General features: G+C 45.7%; 15 protein-coding genes. 8 read left to right on the top strand and 7 right to left on the bottom strand.

Annotated features, from left to right (window positions below; genetic code table 11):
* Nucleotides 1–74: 74 nt before the first annotated feature.
* Nucleotides 75–1,223 (bottom strand): FecR family protein, encoded by a 1,149-nt coding sequence (locus tag AC1DP6_RS33025; RefSeq protein WP_477058687.1) that lies wholly within the window; start codon nt 1,221–1,223, stop codon nt 75–77.
* Nucleotides 1,224–1,295: 72 nt separating this feature from the next.
* The gene (locus AC1DP6_RS33020) at nt 1,296–1,874 is read right to left on the bottom strand and encodes an RNA polymerase sigma factor (protein WP_477058686.1); all 579 of its coding nucleotides are present in this window, start codon (nt 1,872–1,874) and stop codon (nt 1,296–1,298) included.
* A gap of 345 nt (nt 1,875–2,219) precedes the next feature.
* Here AC1DP6_RS33020 and AC1DP6_RS33015 point away from each other — a divergent pair, with 345 nt between their 5' ends.
* Nucleotides 2,220–4,640 (top strand): tail fiber domain-containing protein, encoded by a 2,421-nt coding sequence (locus AC1DP6_RS33015; RefSeq protein ID WP_477058685.1) that lies wholly within the window; start codon nt 2,220–2,222, stop codon nt 4,638–4,640.
* A 208-nt stretch (nt 4,641–4,848) separates the two neighbouring features.
* On the opposite strand, the gene AC1DP6_RS33010 is transcribed toward AC1DP6_RS33015, so the two are convergent.
* Together AC1DP6_RS33010 and AC1DP6_RS33005 are read right to left on the bottom strand one after the other, a co-directional pair.
* Nucleotides 4,849–5,304, bottom strand: a complete 456-nt coding sequence (locus AC1DP6_RS33010; protein WP_477058684.1) for a type II toxin-antitoxin system VapC family toxin — start codon at nt 5,302–5,304, stop codon at nt 4,849–4,851.
* Nucleotides 5,304–6,227 carry a hypothetical protein gene (locus AC1DP6_RS33005; protein ID WP_477058683.1) on the bottom strand — a complete coding sequence of 308 codons (924 nt, stop codon included), beginning with the start codon at nt 6,225–6,227 and terminating at the stop codon, nt 5,304–5,306. Before AC1DP6_RS33005 ends, AC1DP6_RS33010 begins: the two co-directional genes overlap by 1 nt.
* 430 nt (nt 6,228–6,657) lie before the next feature.
* Here AC1DP6_RS33005 and AC1DP6_RS33000 point away from each other — a divergent pair, with 430 nt between their 5' ends.
* A complete protein-coding gene (locus AC1DP6_RS33000; RefSeq protein ID WP_477058682.1) occupies nt 6,658–8,790 on the top strand; it encodes a family 20 glycosylhydrolase in 2,133 nt (710 codons plus the stop codon).
* Nucleotides 8,791–8,835: 45 nt separating this feature from the next.
* Here AC1DP6_RS33000 and AC1DP6_RS32995 read toward each other — a convergent pair whose 3' ends face one another.
* Together AC1DP6_RS32995 and AC1DP6_RS32990 are read right to left on the bottom strand one after the other, a co-directional pair.
* Nucleotides 8,836–11,217 carry an ABC transporter permease gene (locus tag AC1DP6_RS32995; RefSeq protein ID WP_477058681.1) on the bottom strand — a complete coding sequence of 794 codons (2,382 nt, stop codon included), beginning with the start codon at nt 11,215–11,217 and terminating at the stop codon, nt 8,836–8,838.
* A 178-nt stretch (nt 11,218–11,395) separates the two neighbouring features.
* Nucleotides 11,396–11,947 carry an AAA family ATPase gene (locus tag AC1DP6_RS32990; RefSeq protein WP_477058680.1) on the bottom strand — a complete coding sequence of 184 codons (552 nt, stop codon included), beginning with the start codon at nt 11,945–11,947 and terminating at the stop codon, nt 11,396–11,398.
* A gap of 89 nt (nt 11,948–12,036) precedes the next feature.
* Between AC1DP6_RS32990 and AC1DP6_RS32985 the strand changes: the two genes are divergently transcribed.
* The 3 genes from AC1DP6_RS32985 to AC1DP6_RS32975 all read left to right on the top strand — a co-directional run bounded on the left by AC1DP6_RS32985 (nt 12,037) and on the right by AC1DP6_RS32975 (nt 14,376).
* Complete coding sequence (locus tag AC1DP6_RS32985) at nt 12,037–13,395, top strand: sensor histidine kinase (protein WP_477058679.1); 1,359 nt, start codon at nt 12,037–12,039, stop codon at nt 13,393–13,395.
* A gap of 172 nt (nt 13,396–13,567) precedes the next feature.
* The gene (locus AC1DP6_RS32980) at nt 13,568–13,864 is read left to right on the top strand and encodes a hypothetical protein (RefSeq protein WP_477058678.1); all 297 of its coding nucleotides are present in this window, start codon (nt 13,568–13,570) and stop codon (nt 13,862–13,864) included.
* Between the two features lie 59 nt (nt 13,865–13,923).
* On the top strand, nt 13,924–14,376 hold the full coding sequence (locus tag AC1DP6_RS32975) for a DUF7832 domain-containing protein (protein WP_477058677.1): 453 nt from the start codon (nt 13,924–13,926) through the stop codon (nt 14,374–14,376).
* 14 nt (nt 14,377–14,390) lie between these two features.
* Here AC1DP6_RS32975 and AC1DP6_RS32970 read toward each other — a convergent pair whose 3' ends face one another.
* Nucleotides 14,391–14,744: a winged helix-turn-helix transcriptional regulator gene (locus AC1DP6_RS32970; RefSeq protein ID WP_477058676.1), complete on the bottom strand. Its 354-nt coding sequence runs from the start codon at nt 14,742–14,744 to the stop codon at nt 14,391–14,393.
* Nucleotides 14,745–14,876: 132 nt separating this feature from the next.
* Between AC1DP6_RS32970 and AC1DP6_RS32965 the strand changes: the two genes are divergently transcribed.
* Genes AC1DP6_RS32965 through AC1DP6_RS32955 form a run of 3 tightly spaced genes read left to right on the top strand, consistent with a single transcriptional unit; the run spans nt 14,877 to nt 17,849 of the window.
* Entirely contained in the window at nt 14,877–15,761 is an 885-nt protein-coding gene (locus AC1DP6_RS32965; RefSeq protein WP_477058675.1) for an NAD(P)-dependent oxidoreductase, read from the top strand.
* A gap of 40 nt (nt 15,762–15,801) precedes the next feature.
* Nucleotides 15,802–16,485 carry a response regulator transcription factor gene (locus AC1DP6_RS32960; RefSeq protein ID WP_477027389.1) on the top strand — a complete coding sequence of 228 codons (684 nt, stop codon included), beginning with the start codon at nt 15,802–15,804 and terminating at the stop codon, nt 16,483–16,485.
* Nucleotides 16,482–17,849 (top strand): HAMP domain-containing sensor histidine kinase, encoded by a 1,368-nt coding sequence (locus AC1DP6_RS32955; protein ID WP_477058674.1) that lies wholly within the window; start codon nt 16,482–16,484, stop codon nt 17,847–17,849. The genes AC1DP6_RS32960 and AC1DP6_RS32955 overlap by 4 nt, the downstream gene beginning before the upstream one ends.
* Nucleotides 17,850–17,935: the final 86 nt, after the last annotated feature.

Raw genomic sequence — 17,935 nt, 5'->3', positions numbered from 1 at the left:
CGACTAGTTTGAACTTACCTGAATACGGCCGGTAGTGCGGGAACACTGCCGGCTTTCTTTTGGCGGATGGTTGTTTATGGCATAACGGTAATTTGTCTTCCTGTTATTTTAAAATGTACTCCATTCAATTCTAGAATCTGTAGTACCCTTGATAGTGGTACGTCTCTGGATATTTTTCCGGAGAAGCCATCTTCTGTGATCTTTCCTTCAAAACGTACTTCCACATCATACCACCGGGCAATTTGTTTCATCAACGCATAGATGTTGGTATCATTGAACCAGAAGTAGCCTTCTTTCCAGGCCATTATCTGTGCGAGGTCTACCTGTTTACGGACATTGATACCGGCCTGCTCGCTGATCACCGCCTGTTGTCCGGGGCTCAGCAATTGTTGTTGACTGCCTTTGCGGATACTGACGGCGCCCTCCAGCAATGTGGTGGTGATGTCTGTTTCATCTTCATATGCATGCACATTAAAGTGAGTGCCCAATACGGTGATGGTTCCTTTATGGGGCATTTGTACCTGGAATGGATGGTGGGCATCCGGGGCAACTTCAAAGTATACTTCTCCCGTAACTGCTACCAGTCGTTCACTACCCGAAAAAGCTACCGGGAAACGCAGGGAGGAAGCGGAGTTGAGCCATACTTTGGTACCATCCGACAGCACCATGCTATAGTGATTTCCTCTGCCGGTGGTGATGGTGTTATAAGTAATGGTGGTGTTAGCAGTATTGCCGGAGTAAATCAGTTTTCCATTGACCAGTTGAACAGCGGTATTGCCCTGTTGGGGGAGTAATCCGTTGGAGGCGGTATCCAGTCCTACCACAGTGGCATCGCCGAGGGTCAATGTGGCGTTTTCTTTACCAGGCGCAATGTCTGCAACGGGTGTTTTTACCAACGGTGCGGGATGTTTGTCGGGCATAAGCCAGGAGATGCCCAGGAGCAGCAAAATGGCGGCAGCAGCGGTGGCGGCGTACTGCCATGCGGAGAACCTGCGCACCGGACGGCGGTCTTCCTGCAATATATTTTGCAGGATATTCCGGGCTACGTTTGGAGGAATCACCGGATCTGCCACGGATAATTTTGTGCCCTGTTCCCGGATGAGTTCTGCGAGTTTTTCTGCCGGGGCCTGATCGATCAACGCCATCAGGGCGGCGGTTTCCTCCGGCGTAGCCGTTTGGTTGTAGTATCGTTCAAAAAGTTCCTGCAGCAGCTGCTGGTCCATAGTAAAATGTCTTTCTCCATACTATGGACAAATTACCGGGACAAAAAGGGGGAGGGTATCTGGAAAAAATTTTCAGAGCAGTAAATGAATAGCCGTCATCGTAACTGCCAGTTGCAGCTTTACATGTTTGGAAATAGCTCTGGTAGCCGACTCCAGGTGTGTTTTAACGGTTTCCCTGCCGATGTTCAGGTGCGCTGCAATTTGCTGATAAGTCATTCGTTGATGACGGTGCAGCAGGTAGATTTCTTTCTGCCGGGGAGATAATTTGTCGATAGCCTCATCGATCAGCGTATAAAAAGTGGTAGTGGGATCGGTGCTTTCCGTTTCGGTGGCATTGTCTTTTACCCATTGTTCCCAATGTTTAAATTCCCTTGCTTTTTCTTGCAGGGCATTGAGTGCATGGTTGCGGGAAATGACCAGCAGGTAGGTCCAGAAATTTCGGATATCTCCCAGTGTTTCGCGGTTGTTCCAGATCTTAAGGAATACGTCCTGCACAATTTCTTCCGTGAGTGTTTGTGATTGTGTGACCCGGAAGATATGTGTAGCCAGCAAAGGATGCCATTGCTCAAACAGTTGCTTAAAAGCCCGCTCATCTCCGGAAGCTATTTTGGAGAGCAGCATTTTTTCATCACACGTAGCTAAATTTTCCACTGTCAAATATTAATAGTTCTTACTGCCGGTGGACTGATGTCCGGCTTTTCTGTATTAACATAAACCTGGTGGGGGTTTGTTGGTTAGTGCTTGTTCACTTTTACTCCTGTCAGGGAGTGACAATTACAAAGATGCAGTAAAAATAGTTTTTTCTTGATAAATATTTTTCTGCGGATATTATCTAATTTTGGCACGCCAGCATATCCGGTAGCGCATTTGCGCCGGGAACTGAAGTCCCTTTTTTATGAAATGTATTGAAAAGTGATACCTGTCTGTGAAAGAGATGCCCTTATTTTCATTTAATAAGCTATGTCATACCTGATGAAATTTTTACCCCTCCTGCTTATGCTGATTGGCATAAGTTATGTTTCCCAAGCCCAGCAAGTATACCAGATCCGCGCCGACAGTGTACGTATTTACAGTAATTGTGATACGGCGGAACTGATTATTGAAAACCGGACCAAAGCGGTGCCGGGATTTTTGTTTAATAAAGGGAACGGTCGTACGGAGTTCCAGCGTCTTGGTTTAAAAACGATCGGTAGTTTGCTGACCATACCGGGGCAGGATACTGTGAATCTGGGATTGTGGGGAAATCAAAGTTTTATCCGCAACGATACAAATCTTCAGACGGGCAGCTTTTATATCAGTGGTATTGCCCGTTCAAAGGCAGTGGATGCACAGCTACTTAAAACTACTGCGGGGACAGATGCAGATGGGGAATCGCATTATTACATGTATAATGGTCCTGGTGTGGAGGGAAATGTACGCTGGTCGCAAGGACTACTCGGGGTACAGGGATCTGCTGATTCGGGAGCAGATTACCGGATATTCAGATATTCAAATACAGGAAAATTCCTTTCTACCGCGTTAGGCATCGAGAGATCTACGGGAATCGCGTTTATTCCTTCAGGATTACAAACCGGATATTTAATGGTGAATACACCTTTTACTCCAACTTCGAGATTGACGGTGACGGATACCAGCAGCAGTCCCTATGTGCCTTCTTCTACTACGTCCCCAGGACCTAAAGTCAGCGTGGCCAGTTTTTTCAATCTGGCAGGCATGACAAATAGTTACGTTGGGTTTAATATGCAGGCGATGGTTCCGGGAGGGACCTACCAATCTGCTTATATGGGAGTGGTATCCACGGCTGATGGAGTTGGTTATGGAGCTCACCTCATATTTGGGCAAAGAACTGGTTTAAATGCTTATGCAGAGCGCATGCGTATTACCACGGCGGGATTTGTAGGCATTGGAACTACTACACCCGCTGCCATGCTGGATGTGGCCGGATCGGGTAAAATGGGCAGTTTACAGGTAACCGGAACTGCTGGGTTTTCGAAACTGAAAACCTATGGCGTTACTGGCGCGGGCCAACTGGAGATATACGGTGGTACACTCGATCCGAATGATATAAAAAACAGGAGATGGTCTTTCACACGTAATAACGCAGAATCGGGTTTACAAAACGGCAGTGATTTTGCCATCAACCGGCATGACTCCAATGGAATATTGATAGACACTCCCGTAAGGATAACACGCAGCAGAGGTATCGTAGAAATGGCCAACGGGTTTATTGCTGCCAGTTCTTCCAAGATCCGGGGCCTGGCTACAGGAAATGCCAATACCTCTTACATCGCATTTATGGAGAAAAACGATACGGTAAGAGCAGGATATGTGGGGAAAGTTTCATCTGTAAACGGAGACGTCAGCTTATTAAGTGACAACGGGAATATTTCTCTGGGCGCTTTGGGGGGCGCGCAGTTTACGCTGTCGCGGGCATTTTTAATGGTCTCAACGGGTAATATACTCCTGACAGATACGATTTCTAATATTATCAATTACGGTACCGCAGGAGTGGCGTTGCCTACACTCAGGGCAGCCAGTGCAGGTACCAAGTTGTTGTTGTATCCCCGGGCTACTGATACCAGTACAAATTTTGCCATAGGCGTTGAATCCGGCGCGACCTGGTTTTCCGTTCCTCAGCCTACGCTTAACTACAGTTGGAAGTATTACGCTGGCACTACACTCGTAGCCAGACTTACCGCTCAGGGAGGACAGGAATGGAATGGGCAAGGCCGGTTTAAGGGTTGGTATACCAGTGGTGCAGACCCTGCAAACAGTCCTGCCGCTGAAATAGGGTTTACTAATGGATGTGCTACACTCATAGGCTGCAATAGGAGCACCAATGCGTATACCCCTTTGAGATTAATGGGAGGATCTACTTTGACTGATTTTAAAGTTTTTGACATAGATGCCACTGGCTATAGATTTCAACAACTGCCTAATGCCGCTGTTTTAAGTACAGATGCTAACGGGTACCTGGTAAAAACTTTGACTACCTCCACTGTTGCCACCGCCAACACTTTAGCCTTACGTGATGCCAGCGGGAATCTTAACGCTACCGGATTTTTTCAGAGCTCCCGTGCCAGCCTGAAAAAGAATATCCGCAGTTTTAATGAAGATGCACTGGCTTTACTCATGCAGGTACAGGTGAAACAGTTTATCTATAAAGATGATAAACAGGAAAATGTACGTGTAGGTATCATCGCAGATAGCACCGACTGGCATTTCTCTACGGCGGCGCATGACCGGTTTGATACCAACAGCTCCCTGGCCATCACGATGAAAGCTGTACAGGAACTCAACCAACTTCTGAAGAAAGAGAATGATGCCATGAAAGCAGAGAATAAAGTACTGACCGAAAAATTAGAAGAGCTGCTCAAAAGAGTAAGTGCCATAGAGCAATCCGTGAAGAAGAACTAATAGAAGAGGTAGTGCTCCCGGAATATTCAGACAGGCTCCGTGCATTGCACGGAGCCTGTCTGTTTTTATAAAGCAGCGCTGAATAAAATGTAAACGCTTATTTTGGCTCCTTCCGCTTTTGATTACATTTATGATTAAATAGCAGGATTCCACCGTTGAGCTGAAAACAATTGTGATTTTGCAAAGTCGAATGTGATTTTACTATTGTTTACTGCTGTTTATATTTGACAACTTCGATAAACTTGCCATTCAGATGGTCAAAATCGCCATCGATAGTGAGTAGCTTAGCTTTTGATACCTTAGATGTTGCAGCAATCCACAAGTCATTTTTACCCATGGTAATAGCAGAACTGCCAAGTGGATGTCCTTGTAGCTTACCCTTACTATAGGCATCAATTTCGGCATAAGACTCCAACAAATTGTTATCACCAGAGTTTATATCTATAACAATTAATTTGTTTATGACTTTTTGAATTTCGTATCGTTTCTCTGCACCCCAATTCCTTTGATGCGCAAAAGCAAGAATTTCCCCATAAGAGACGACTGAAATCATAGGCAAAGAGTCATTTGCGCCTAATTGCTGCTCCTTTTCTATTTGCTTATAAAGTGTGCTTTGTCTGGCGATATGGACTAAAATGCCAGTGTCTAGCAGATATCTTCTCATTAATCTAATTCATTTAAGATTTCATCAATGTTTTCATCCCCTGGCCACTTCCCAACTATTTCGTTCAAATTATTATTATACTTGAGTTGTTTCTGCTGTCTTTGAATTTGCTGTTCAACAGTTTCCTTTTTAGAAATTTTTGAAAAATATCTATCAGATTCAGATGGCTCAAAAAATTTGTCAATATATATAAATGACATCTTTCCATTGGGCTGGAAATGGGATCGCCCAGATATGGTAAGACGTTTACCCCAAAATCTTGATATTTCATCCGGGTCAATAGTATCACTCAAAATTCCAGTAACAGCTCCATCTTCTGTGTCAATTGTGATCCTTGATTTGCTGTACTTTAATTCGTCGATGATACCATTAATGATAATTTCCYGCGATTCAGGAATACTTTCTTCCAGTTCTTTTATTTTCTTGAAATCTGATTGTTTAAGTGTAAGATCAGGAATACTTCCACGATTGCTAAATATTACCGATTCATTATCTGAAATGAATATTTTTTCGAAGGTTTTCAACTTTTTTAAAAGCCCCTTGTCAAGATGACTATTATCTTCTTTATAATTAAGCGCTTCCCGGAATGACTCAATAACTAAAGCCATAGGAGTTTGGTCAGGAAGTTCATTGAGAATTTCAGCATTAAAGGCATCTCCCTGTTGCCCTGCCAATGTTTCACGAAATGTTTCGCATTCTAATTCCAATATAGTAGATCCCTTTTTCAAATCAGCCAGGTGGATGCTTGCGGCATTAAGAATCCGATCGCTTTTTCGCCCTCTCTCAGTACTCACTCCAATCAACCTAAGGCGTAGAGCGCCACTGGCAATATCCTTTATGGACTGAGCTAAAAGAGCTAATCTATGGAGCTCTATACGACCATTATCCTGTTCTACTCCTGATAATTTTACTTCATAGACCATAAATAATTTATTGAATGTATACCTTAGACAAAAGGAAATACTGTTGGTAAAAGAGAAGTAATTCGTTGTAAATTACGAAAAATAATTCACTTATCATGGCATCAGATAGCGTTGGTCAAAGTAAATGCAGTAAGGCATTTGGGTGTAACCCTATTTCATGGAGTAGCAGAATTATAATATTAATATTCCACTCATTTTTTATCTTTTAAAATCTCTTTGCAGTTTTTTTTATTACATTTTTATTATTCAGATCTTATAGTTTGAAGTATTTAAAATAACCTTACGGAGAAGATGGGGAGTGTCTGAATAGGAATTAAAATTGTGGGGATCTGATCCGTTTTATTAATTTCAACAAACACGATCACTACCACGTATTCCTGCCAGGGAAATACAAATAAATAAACAGTGAACTAAAATGAAGGCTGGTCATATGAAATCATCATTTTTAAGCGGTCTGCTTTGCCTGGCATTATTGCCTGGTAAAGCACAAGGCAAAGCGGACGTCTGGATACCTCCGCATACTTTACGGGCGTTGAAAGCGGCGCCGGTAGCATTGATCCCGTTTCCGCAACAGGTCACCTGGCAACATGATAACTGGCGGCCGACAGCATCGCCACAGCTGGTGTATTACGCAAAAGACGCCGCGATGGTTAAAAATGCTGTGCAGTCGTTGCAGGCATTGCTATCTGCCGAAGGCGTAAAAATTACTACCTATGAACTGTCCGATGGCAGCCCTTTGCCCACCCATGTGATCAGTATAAAAATAGCACCCGCACTGCGGGTAAAAGCAGAAGGTTACCAGCTGGCGGTGAATAGTAAAGGTGTGGCGATTACCGGCAAAGATGCTGCCGGTGCTTTTTATGCGGTGCAAACGTTCCGGCAGCTGCTCACTTCACATGCAGGGCAGTTGAGTGCATTTGGTTGTACGATCACAGATGCACCAGCCTTTGCCTTGCGTGGTTTCATGCATGATACCGGCCGTAATTTCCGGGAAATAACTTCGCTGAAAAAACAGCTCGATCTGCTGGCAGCATATAAATTCAATACCTTTCACTGGCATCTCACGGATAACCCCGCCTGGCGGCCACAGAGCAGGATTTTTCCGCAGCTGAACGATCCTAAAAACAMACGGCCGGGCAGAGATCCGGACAGCAGCTATAGCTTTGACGAGATCCGTTCGCTTATTTCGTATGCGCGTGAACGTTGTATAACGGTGATCCCTGAACTTGATATGCCCGGGCACAGTGCCTATTTTGAACCGACTTTCGGTTTTAAGATGGGGACACCGCAAGGGATGGAGGTATTGGAGAAACTGATAGATGAATTTTGTGCAGAAATACCCGCATCAGATTGCCCCATTATTCATCTTGGCTCTGATGAAGTACATATCCCGGATCCAAAAGTATTTATGCAGCGGATGTCTGCCCGTGTAAAAGCAAATGGTCGCAGAATAATGGTCTGGAACCCCGGACTGACCGGGGAAGCGGGTACTATTGAGCAGTTGTGGTACGACATGGATCCTTCCGCACTGCATGCTTCCAACGGGCATCCGTATGTAGATTCCTATGCGGGCTACCTCAATTCAGGTAATGCGCTGAACCTTTTGCAACGCTATTTTTTCCAACAGGTATGTAACCGTCCGGAGGGCGACTCGATTGCTTTGGGTGGTATCCTTTGCTGCTGGCCGGATACCCGGGTAGCGGATAAGGAAAAGATATCCTTACACAACCCGGTTTGGCCGGGGGCTTTGACTTACAGCGAAGCAGTATGGTGTGGTCGCCCTGGTTTTGTTAAAGCGTATATGTCGGTATTGCCGGAAAAAAGTACCCTGGCCTGGCAGCATTTTAACGAGTTTGAAAAACGACTGGCTGTACATCGGGATCGTTTCTTTAAAACGGAGCCTTTCCCTTTTGCCGCATTCAGTAATATCACCATGTCGTTGACCGGGCCGTTTATCAGAACGTCGGATCAGGCGCCGGATGCAGCTTTTGCGCCGGAGTATACCGGCAATGGGCCTACGAAAATACCGGCATATACCGGTAACGCGCCTACGAAAAAAATCACGCTGACCGGAGGCGTGCAAATGATGGATGACCTGATTGCCCGCTATCAGTTGCCGGACAGCACAGATGAAACATTTTATATCAGCACGGAACTATACAGCGAGTCAGCGAAAGAGATACATGCCTGGATTGGATTTGAAACAGCGGCCCGCTCCACGCGTTTGAGTGCAGGTATTCCGGCTGCAGGTAAGTGGGACGCCAACGGTGGGAACGTATGGGTGAATCATCATCCACTGCCGGCGCCGCAATGGCTGCAACCCGGTGCCAATCGTTACCTGACAAATACCTGGGAAAGTCCTGGTAATGAAATACCTTTTACAGATGAAGAATTTTTCTGGTCCCGGCCACCGGCAGTCATTCCTTTGCAAAAAGGGTGGAACAAAATATTGATCCGGGTACCACGTAGTTATAAAGAACAAAACTGGCAATGTGCTTTTGTATCTGTTAAAGCAGGGCCCAATGGGAGATGGGTGGAAGATACATCACTCCGTTTTCGTTAAAATATATGCGGGCCGCAGCTATCACTAGCTGCGGCCCTTTTTGTATTAACCCGCACTGATGTTTTTCGTGGGATTAGCAGCTACCGCCCGCATTACCTGCAAGGCTACTGTGGTGAGTGTAAGTAAGACGGCAAAGCTGCCGGCTACAATAAATATCCAACTGCTGATATTTACCCGGTAGGCAAACCCCTGCAACCAGTTATGCATCACTGCCCAGGCCACCGGCGAAGCCAGCAGGAATGCTATCAGCACCAGCTTCATAAAATCTCCGGAGAACAATACGACTATATCAGACATACCTGCGCCTAATATTTTGCGGATACCAATTTCCCGTATCCGTTGCTGTGTAGCAATATGAGCCAGGCCAAACAATCCGGAGCAGCATATAGCGACAGATAACAGCGCCGCGATATAAATGATTTTTTTCCAGCGTTGTTCCTGTACATATTCGCGGGCATTTAATTCATCCAGGAACTGATACGTAAAAGCTGTTTCAGGTAATGCTTTTTTATAGGCTGCCGCGAGCGCTGCGAGGGCAGCGGGTTGGCGCTGCTTATCCAGTTTCAGCCAAACCGCACCACCGTAGGTAGGATGCTGTATCATCACCAATGGTGTAATGCGTTCCCGCAGAGAGCCGGTATGAAAATCTTTTACCACTCCGGTAATCATCCGGGTTTCTTTATCAAAATATTCATCGGTATGTATGCGTGTACCTATCGGATGTTTGATGCCGGCAGCTTTTACAAAAGCTTCATTTACGATGGCGCCGTTAGAAAGCGCCGCAGTAAAATTCCCGCCTTCTTTCAGAGAGATCCCCATGGCTGCGAGATAGTTGTTGTCAATCACCCGGTGTACCGCGGCGATCTGTTTACCCGGTAGTTGCACGGCAGATGTGCCGCCCCGCTCACCGCCAAAGGATACCACGCTGATGCCCGGCTCTTTCGACAACTCACTTTTCAGTAACTCCTGTACAGGATGCAGGTCCCTGTCACCGCTGATATGGGTAACCACTACCTGCTGCGGACGGTAGCCCAGGTCCTTGGTCCGCACATAATCCATTTGTCTGTAAAATAGCAGGGTAACGATCATAAAGAATACCGCCAGTGAAAACTGCGTAACAATCAGTACCCGGCCAAGCAACTGGCGGCCAAACAGGTGTCGCTTGCCTGAAAATGCCTGCAGGGCACTGAAATCGGCTAATACATAAGCAGGATAAGCACCTGTTAATAATACGATAACCGACAGCAACGCCGCACAATACAAGAGTAGTTCGCCATTAAAAACAGCAGACAAGGTAATGGCTTTACCAGCCAGGGTATTGAATAGCGGCAATACTGCTACCGCCAGCAGGAATGCCAGGATGAATGCAAGTCCACAGAGCAGGCCTGATTCTACCAGGAATTGGGCAATGATTTGCCGGCTGCTGCTGCCGTTAATTTTCCGCACGCCTACTTCTTTGATACGCTTTAATGAACCAGCCAATGTAATATTGATAAAATTGATACCGGCCATCAGGAGTATAAACACCGCAATGCCCAGGAAGATATAAGAGAATACCGGGTTGCTGCCATTGATAACGCCGCCTTCGCGGCTGCCCTCCCCGTTATATAATGGGTGGAGGTGTATATCCGTTATTGGCTGTAATCCGAATGCCATAGCTGGTTTTCCGGCAGCTGCATAGGTGCTCTGAACACGATTTAGTTTGCTGCTTACGGCAGATAACGTAGCATCGGGACGCAGCACCACAAAAGTGCTGAGATAAGTATTGAACCAGTCGGTATCATTAAATGATAGTTGCAGAAAGCGGAAAGGCAGCAATACATCAAACTGCACAGAAGAATGCAGGGGTGGGTCTTTAACTACGCCGCTAATGACCAGTGGTTTTCCCAGCATACGTGCAGAAGGATCTGCATCCATACGGAGCATTTGTCCAACTACATCTGTGCGGTTAAAATATTTCAATGCGGTACTTTCTGTAATCACCGCAGAACCCATATCATGCAGGGCTGTAGCCGGATCACCTTTTATCAGCGGAAAGGTAAACACTTTGAAAAAGCTTTCATCTGCAAAGAGCAGCTGTTGTTTCAGTACTTTATTATCAGCAATGATATCACCGTAAATATCTCCTCCCATTATCCGGCTGTAATCAACAATTTCAGGTACCTGTGCTTTGAAAGCAGGTCCCTGTAACTGCCCGGTGTTGCCTGTTAGTTGCGGGATATTATCTGCGGGTGTAACGGTAGTGGTTACACGATAAAGATGAGGATTGTTTTCATGGAAAGCGTCGAAACTGTGTTCATCTTTCATATATAATACTGCCAGCAATATAGCCGTAATACCCAGTGCCAGCCCGCAGACATTGATCAGTATGTAAAGTTTGTGCTGCCTGTGATGCCGGAAGGCTATTTTGAAATAGTTGATGAACATAGTTTTTGGTGCTTTAGCGGTGACCCTGCGTCAGAAAAGATGCCAGTTTTACCGTGTCTGACAATCAGGAAGTTAATACTTTTAAAAGAAACCGGATTGTTCATTATAGTACTCCGGTGTTCATATGTGAACAAGGAAAGTAGGAGGTAGAAGATTGCCGGCAGGGGAATGAGGTGCATTATTCCCCGGCCGGCTTTATAACAGTCAGCATCAATTGTACTCTTTCTGCAACAGTTGCTTCCGGTAAAATGATCAGGTCATAGTTCAGCTCCTGGTAAGTCTTTACCATCTGATCATAGGTACGCACCGCCTCTTCAAAGGATTGTTTCCGTTCGTTATCCTGCTCATAGATAGCCGCCCATGGAGGTGTAATAAATACGCTTGTGTTAAAACGATATGAGGTAGCCGCTTCACGCATGGCAGCCGGTACTGGTAAGGCACAAAGTTCCAGGTAGCCGATAGTGTCCGCAATACCGCGGTCAAAAAATACCGGCGACTGTTGGTCGGCGAGGGCCCTGAAATCGAGCAGCGAGCGTTCAAACATCAGCCGGGCAAAGGCATTCCGGTTGGCCCAGGGGAGTGCATTGCCGCCAGCCGCCACCTGTTGCCGGATAATATCCCTTCCCGTTTCCGGTACACAGGTATATCCCCGCTCACTCAATGCCGTAATAACGGCGGTTTTACCCATGCCGGGTCCGCCGGTGATAATAAAAAAGTTGTCTTTTTTCATGATGAAATATTTGGAAAAAAATAAATATAAAGGAGGGGAGTGGGTGAGAAGAAGCTGCAATGTAGTAAAAAAAATACGCGCTGCAAACTGTGGATTTTCAGACTATCTTTGGGGTATCTATGCGGCAGGGACTGAAACAACTACTATATCAATCCGCTACACACTACTGGAATCACATCGTTAATTTAGGTGTGCATCCTGCCATGCCCTACATCGAATCGAGGCGTACGATGTTGCTCAACTTAATGGCGCTGCCCTGTATTCCTTTCATGTTTTTTTATTGTGTTTTAAATGCCTTTCAGGGCAGGTACCTGTTATCGGCATTAAATGCAACTACCACGTTAGCCGCCGTCATCGTATTGCTGCTACATAAATACCGCATGTATCTCAGCGCCCGGGTGGTCCTGATATTCTTCAGTTCAGTGCTATATACCTTTACCGGCCTGTACTTTCATAATGGCGCCGAATATTTTTTATTGAATATCCTGGTAGTAACGATATTGGTATATGATAACAAATGGATTGTTGGATGCCTGAGTGTATTAATTACGACTGCGTTTCTCCTGATCATATTTATGCCACAGTCCTGGTACCTGGCGCCACCAGTGCCTGCGCAGCGGGTATGGAGTAATGTAGCCATATCGCTGGTGTTCCTGATTGCAGCACTTAGTTTTTTTAAATATATCCAGTCCGGCTACCAGGAAGAAATCGAAAAACAGCGACAGGCACTATTGGCCATGAACAAAGACAAAGAGAAGCTTTTCTCTATTGTTGCGCATGATATCCGTAGTCCGCTGGCCACGCTGGAGAGTTTACTGGACATGTTTCAGAAAGGAGAATATCCCCGGGATGACATGGAGGAGGCGGCCGCCATACTTCATAAGAAAGTGGCGCAGCTGGGAGGCACACTGGATAACGTGTTGCGCTGGAGTACCCGGAGTATGAAGGGGATTCAGACAAGGCCCCGGCATTTTTTACTGGCGCCGGTGATGAGCGAAGTCTTACTTTTTTTTGAACTGATTGTACAGCAGAAAAATATGACGGTAGATGTACAGGTGCCCGTCAATACTACCTTGTATGCCGATAGGGATCAGGTGTCTGTTATTCTCCGTAACCTGTTCAGCAATGCGCTTAAATTCAGTTATGCCGGTGGAAGGATCACGGTGATTGCCGGTCAAACGGATCAACAGGTGGCTATTAGCATTACTGATTATGGCGTTGGGATGGGGCAGCAGCAGCTGAAAACGCTTTTTACCTCCCAGCAGCAGCCGGCATATGGCACCGGCGGCGAAAGAGGTACCGGCATTGGCCTGATGCTTTGCCAGGAATTTGCAGAACAGAACAACGGGTTCATTGATGTGGAAAGCGCTCCGGAAGGCGGTACCACCTTTATTGTATTGCTCAGCAAGGGAGATGTCCCCATCAATGAACCAGCTGTTTCTAATTAACTATTGGAGCTTCAACGCCACGCTGGCATAGATATCATTATAGGCATATCCGGTAATCAGGTTGAATCCCGGTAGCGGATTAGCGATCAGGATGGTAACAATAAGAAAAACTTTTTCAGCCGACCCGATTAGCGCTAAAGAATTACATATTTATTCTATATTTGTAGAGACTATGTCAGATCCCTATTCTTTATTCATGCAACGTATCATGTTCCGTCATCCCGTACTTTCCCTTTCGCTTTTGCTGTCTCTTTTATTTGTGGGTTGTGCTAAGGAGAAGTCGTATGAGCTACCAACAGATCAGACCGGCAGCACCTTTACCATCATCAGCACAGCTGATGCAAAGGCATTTAACGGACTGTATCTCAAAACAAAAATGCAGTTTAAATGCAAGCTGTATAATGTGAACACGGGCGCCATGAAGGAAGTAACGAACGGAGAAATGGTAGGCACATTTGGTAAAATATAACAATAACGTTGCCGCATATACGCATCACCAACTGAATACATAAACTAAAGTTACTACCAATGGCCAAATACGATGACGCTTCCTGGCATTACGGAGGCGACTATCCGAAAGACTTACCCAACGCAAATGCAGCCACGCATATCGGCATGTTTTTAAACTGGTGTATTGATAACGATCTGTTGTCGGAAGAACAAACCGATGATTTCGAAGAAGATATCGAGAAAGTAAAGAACAGAAGCCTCACAGGCGCGGAGTTCCTTATAAGCGTTTGCGATGAGAAATTTACAACAGACGACCTGGGGCAGCTAGGGAATGACTTTGCCAAAGCGTACTATGCCCGTAAAGAAAAAACGGCTTCCGCCAAATACGCCAGTTATTTCGAAGACTATGAGAAAGTATTCAGTAATGGTACTGTATTCGACTTATACAGGGTGGCTAACACCTGGGAAAATTATGATCTCATCAAACCATTAATCGACCAACGATTTAAAGAGTGGAAAGGCTTCCAGTAATCGGGAGCCTTTATTTACTGCAATGCTTCCTGTGCCCGCATGACATGCTCTCTGTTGGCATTGCCCCATTTGTCAATAGCGTCAATCACAGGTAAGATGCTTTCTCCTACTTCTGTAAGATAATATTCTACCCGCAGGGGTATTTCTGCATACACCTTTTTCCAGACCATCCCATATTCTTCCAGCTCCCGCAGTTGCATATTAATCACCCGGGGAGCAGCCGTATTAATGGCAACATGCAGCTCGCTGGGTCTTCTGATGCCTTTGTTAATACCGTCCAGTATACAGGGTTTCCACTTGCCGCTCAGGACTTTCATACTAATGTTGATGCCACATTCCAGGTCTTCAGGAATTTTTCTTTCGTACATATACAGGTAATTAAAGCACAATTTTAATTAAATAATGTGGCATAGGGAATAATTATTCCCTGCCGGAATCTTTCTTCCCTTATTTTTTAGCTGCGCGATAGGGCGGAAGTTTGTGTCATGAAAACGAATAATATGACAACAAACAAAGGGGCTGTAACGGTCATTGGTCTGGGTGCCATGGGCATCAAATTAGCTGAACTCCTGTTAAAGGATGGATATAAAGTAACTGTTTGGAACCGCAGTCCGGAAAAAGCAGCTGCTCTGGTAGCAGCAGGCGCCATACTCGCCACCGATGCCGCCGCAGCAGTGGCAGCCAGTCCAGTAACTATTATCTGTGTATACAATCACGAAGCGACTTTCCATATCCTGGATACTGCTGCCGTGAGAAATGTATTACATGGACGTACTTTATTGCAGCTCACCACTATCAGTCCTGCAGAATCCCGCTTATCCGCCACCTGGGCAGCCGATAACGGTGCCGCCTATATGAATGGTGCTATACAGGCCGCACCGGCACAAATGGGTAATGCTGATACGCCTATCCTGGTATCCGGTCCGGAAGCAGTATACAATACGGTTACCCCATTTTTACAGGTATTCGGGGGGAGTATCACCTATCTCGGCGATGCCGTGGCGGCAGCCCCTACGATGGATCTGGCTACCTTATCCTACATCTATGGCTCAGCAATAGGTTTCTTTCATGGCGTAAGGATCAGTGAAGCAGAAGGCTTCGGGGCAGATAAGTATGCAGCGATCATAGGCGGCATTACACCTTCCTACGGAGAATTCCTGAAGCATGAAGGCAATATGATCCATGCCGGTAATTTTAATGTGACACAAAGCCCCATGAGGATTTCTGTAGAAGCGACTGCGCGCCTGGAACAAACAGCAGTGGAGTCAGGTATCAACAGTGCTTTCCCGGCTTTTGCAGCGGCATTGTTTAAAAAGGCAGTGGCAGCAGGTTATGAAGATGAAGAAGTGGCGGCGTTGATCAAAGTCTTGCGTAATCCTGCCTGAATGTGATTTTGTTTTACATTTGCCTTTTAAACAAGGCTTTATGCAGATCCTGGTAATTGAAGATGAACAACGGGTAGCAGAAATGATCAAAAAGGGACTGGAAGAACAGGGCTTCCAGATATCCCTTGCCTATGATGGGGAGATGGGAAAGAAACTGGCCCTGTCCCAGACTTTCGATCTCATCATCATGGACCTCATTTTACCTAAGATCAATGGACTGGATCTGTGCAAACAAATACGCAGTGTGCTGCCCGATTGTCCCATCATTATGCTCACCGCCCTTGGTACTACAGATGATAAAGTAGAAGGCTTTGATGCAGGCGCCAATGATTACCTCGTTAAGCCTTTCGATTTCCGGGAACTGCATGCCCGCATCCGCGCACTGATCAAGAGAAACCAGGCAGGTACCAATACTTACAGTCAGGGCTTCCTGCTGCGGTTCGCAGACATGGAAATGAATCTGCAAACAAAAATTGTAAAACGCGACGAGGTGGTCATCGACCTGACACCAAAGGAATTCCGGCTCCTCGAATACATGATGAAAAACCCGGAAAGGGTATTGTCGCGCACCGAAATAGCAGAGAAAGTATGGGATACCTTTGACTCTGGCACTAACTTTATCGATGTATATATTAATTACCTGAGAAAGAAAATAGATAAAAATTTTCCCACAAAATTGATCCATACCCGTTCAGGAATGGGTTTTATATTTAAAGCAGAGTGAAAATAAGAATCCGGCTCATATTATTGTTCCTGGTGCTTTTCGGAGTACTCTTACTTGCTTTTGCGGTATTCGTTTATATTTCTTCTGCCAGTACCCGGAAAGAAGATTACTATGAACACCTCAAACGGGAAGCCATCACCAAGGCCAATATGCTGCTGGATGCCAAAGTGCCCCCCAATGTATTACAGCTGATGTATAAAAATGCAGACAATGCTTTGTTCGGGGAAGAAGTGGCGATCTATGACACCGCATTTAACTTGTTGTATCATGATGCTGTGCAGATCGACAAAGTAAAGGAAACCCGGGCCATGATCAACCAGATTCTGGCAGAACAGGTCATCATGTTTGAGCAGGGATCCTTACAGGTGGTAGGACTCCTCTATGAACATAACGGCAGCCGCTACGTTATTACCGCCGCCGCTACCGATAAGTACGGCCTGCAACGCCTGCAGCGCCTGCAATACAGCCTCGTTTTTTCATTTATAGGTATTATTGGTCTTACGATTATTGCCGGCTATTTTTTTGTAGGGAGAGCCCTCAAACCGGTAGAAGAAATGATTGATAAGGTAGAAGAGATCACTGCTACCAACCTGGATTTGCGGGTACCCGTGCAAAATGAAAAAGATGAGATAGGAGAGCTGGCCACCACCTTTAATAAAATGCTCGACCGCCTCGAACATTCGTTTGATGCACAGAAACATTTTGTCAGCAATATTTCCCACGAGCTGCGCACGCCATTGGCCACCATTGTAGGAGAGCTGCAGATTGTGCTGACCAAAGACAGGACTACCACAGCATATAAAGAAGTGATCAGCCTGGCGCTCGCCGATGCCAAGCGACTGGTAAGACTTTCCAACGGATTACTGGATATGGCTAAAGCCAATTATGACCATACGGAAATAGGTCGTAAGGAGTTACGGGTAGATGAACTACTGATGGATGCCCGCAATACTGTGATCAAATCAGCCGAGGATTATAAAGTAGCTATTTTGTTTGAACAGGAAATTGAAGATGATGATTTCATTTCTGTAAACGGCAACGAGTACCTGCTGAAAGTAGCCTTTATTAACCTCATGGAAAATGCCTGCAAGTTTTCTCCCGATCATCAGTGTACGGTGTCCATTAATTATTTTGAAAACGACCTGGTGCTGCGTTTTATGGATAAAGGCATTGGCATCAGTGACGCGGATCTGCCCAATATCTTTTCCGCCTTTTACAGAGGCGCCAATATGGATTTTACCCGGGGCAATGGTATTGGTCTTTCTTTAACACAAAAGATCATCGGCATGCACCATGGCACTATCAGCGTGACTTCCAGGATACAGGAAGGCAGCACGTTTACCGTAGAAATACCACACTTATAACATACAGTCTCCCCAGGATTTTTCTCTCTAATAAATTTCTAATAAAATTCTGTTCCCCCTCTAACGGCTTATACCGCAGTGCGTGC

The sequence above is a fragment of the Chitinophaga sp. 01L420 genome (genome assembly GCF_056399985.1).
Note: the sequence above shows the minus strand (reverse complement) of the source record. Positions and strands in the feature narration are given on the sequence as shown.